The organism is Mesorhizobium sp. M7A.F.Ca.CA.001.08.2.1 (genome assembly GCF_003998455.1).
GTDB lineage: Bacteria > Pseudomonadota > Alphaproteobacteria > Rhizobiales > Rhizobiaceae > Mesorhizobium > Mesorhizobium ciceri.
The window spans coordinates 1-2189 of the sequence record NZ_RZPW01000920.1; the positions used below are offsets into that span (position 1 = coordinate 1).

Consider the following 2189-nt stretch of genomic DNA (forward strand, 5'->3'; position numbering starts at 1 on the left):
GGCCTGGACGATGTCGCGGCGCTTGGCCATTTCGGGCAGCAGTGTCGCCAGGAAGGCGTCCCGGCGCTCGAGCATGCCGCGGGCAATGCCTTCGTCGATGACGCTGCCGCAGATGCCGATCTGCTCCTTTGCGGCGAGGAATTTTTCCTGAAGCACCGCATCCTTGGTGATCAGCCAGCCGATGCGGATGCCGGGAATGCCGAAGGCCTTGGACAATGACGAGACGCTGATCGCCTTCGGGCTGAGCGAGGCAGCCGTCGGCAGCCGCCTGCCGTAGGAGAGGTCGCGATAGGTCTCGTCGACCAGCAGATGGCAGCCGCGAGCCTCGGCAAGCGCCACCAGCGCATCGAGCTCGGCTCGGCTCATCATCGTGCCGGTCGGGTTGTGGGGGCAGGTGACGCTGATCAGCTTCGTGTCCGGCCGAATCGCGGCCTTGACGCGTTCGACATCGATGGCGAAGCCTTCCTCGAATGCCAGGTCGACAAAGCTGATGGCGCAGCCGATCGCCCTTGGGGTTTCGATGTTGGTGGCGTAGTTGGGCCGAATGACGACGAGATGGTCGTTGGCCGACAAAAGCGAGGTCGAGATGATGAACAGTGCGCCGGCGGCACCGGCGGTGACCAGCACATCATCCGGCGAAATGCCCGCATTCTGCGCCGATATCAGTGCACGCAATTGCTTGTCGCCGCGATGCTCGCCATAGAAAAGCGTGAGATCGGGCAGCGACAGGCCGATGTCGGAGAGCTTCTGGTCGGCGATCGAGCTTTCGGAAAGATTGAAGCGGATACGGTCGTAGCCGTATTCTTCCGGCGCCTCTTTCTCGATCACCATCCTGGTGTAGTTCATGGCTTACTCCCCCGAGAGCAGTTCACCGTTTCACGGAAACGGCGACCCGCTCTAACTCCTTGTTTTTACGCAATTCCGGACGGAAAACCGTTTCACACTTTTCCTGGAATTGCTCTAGGAACCCGTCCACCTATCCAAGCCATAAAAATAGGAAGCCTGCCAAGGCGGATTCGCCGGCAGGCTTCTGTTCCAGTCGTCCTAACTGTTGGCTCAGGACTGAATGTTCAGGCCGAGGCCTTGGCCTTCCTGCCCTTGGCGGGCGCCTTGACGGGGGCGGCCTTGCGGCCGAGGCCGATCGACTTCGCCAGCAGCGAACGCGAGGCCGCGTAGTTGGGAGCGACCATCGGATAGTCCGACGGCAAGCCCCATTTGGCGCGATAGGCGTCCGGCGTCAGGCCGAAATGCACACCGATGTGACGCTTCAGCGATTTGAACTTCTTGCCGTCTTCGAGGCAGATGATGAAATCGGGCGTCACCGACTTCTTGGGATTGACCGCCGGGACCAGCGGGGCAGCCACCGGGACCGCAGGCTTGCCGAGCCCGCTTATCGACGCGCTGACGCTGGCGATGAGGTCGGCCAGGCCGGAGGCAGGCAAGCGGTTCTTCTCGACGTAAGCGGACACGATGTGGGCGGTCAGCTCGAGCAGATCGATGTCTTTACGGGCACTGTTGCTATCGTCGGTCACTCTATTTCTCCGTCTACAGCGAATGACCTGAAAATCGGATTCGACTTCCGGAAAGGATCATGCGCGAAATCAAAATGCTATGGCGTCCTTCGTGCGTCCACGGGACGAATTGGCGTTGTTGTAGCGCGGAATTCCTAGTCGGCAAATCTGCGTATTGCAACGACTTGATGGCAGGTCACACGTTATTTTGAACAACTATATTAAACAATAACAGTATCAGACTATCAGCGCCTTGTCGCGCCACAAACGAAACCCGCCTTCGAAGGCGCGTGTGTTGTCGCCGCGCCTGGAGTCGGCGGGCAATTCATCGAGCTTGTCGACGTTGCCGCCACCAATGACGACATAGTCAGGCTGCATGGCGGCACGGAGCCGGTCGACGACGTCGAAGACGTATTTGCGCCATTTCTTCTTGCCGCGCTTTTCCAGGCCGCGTTCGCCGACATAATCCTCGAAGCTCTTGCCCTTCTTGTAGGGCAGATGCGCGAGTTCCATCGGTTGGGCGACGTTGTCGGCAATCATCGCCGCACCGAGCCCGGTGCCGAGCCCGAGGAACAGCATGCGCCCGCCCTCGTAGCTGCCGATGGCCTGCATCAGCGCGTCATTGACCACTTTCACCGGTTTGCCGAACGCGCCCGCAAAGTCGAATCCAGCCCAGCC

General features: G+C 60.3%; 2 protein-coding genes and 1 pseudogene. All 3 read right to left on the minus strand.

Annotation, left to right across the window (positions count from 1 at the left end; translation table 11 throughout):
* Positions 1-846 (minus strand): pyridoxal phosphate-dependent aminotransferase (locus tag EN914_RS32910; protein ID WP_164779093.1); only part of this gene is annotated, 846 nt, incomplete at its 3' end.
* Positions 847-1070: 224 nt separating this feature from the next.
* Positions 1071-1532: a MucR family transcriptional regulator gene (locus EN914_RS32915; protein WP_013528917.1), complete on the minus strand. Its 462-nt coding sequence runs from the start codon at positions 1530-1532 to the stop codon at positions 1071-1073.
* Positions 1533-1748: 216 nt separating this feature from the next.
* Positions 1749-2189 (minus strand): annotated as a pseudogene (locus EN914_RS32920) (ROK family protein); the annotation flags it as partial.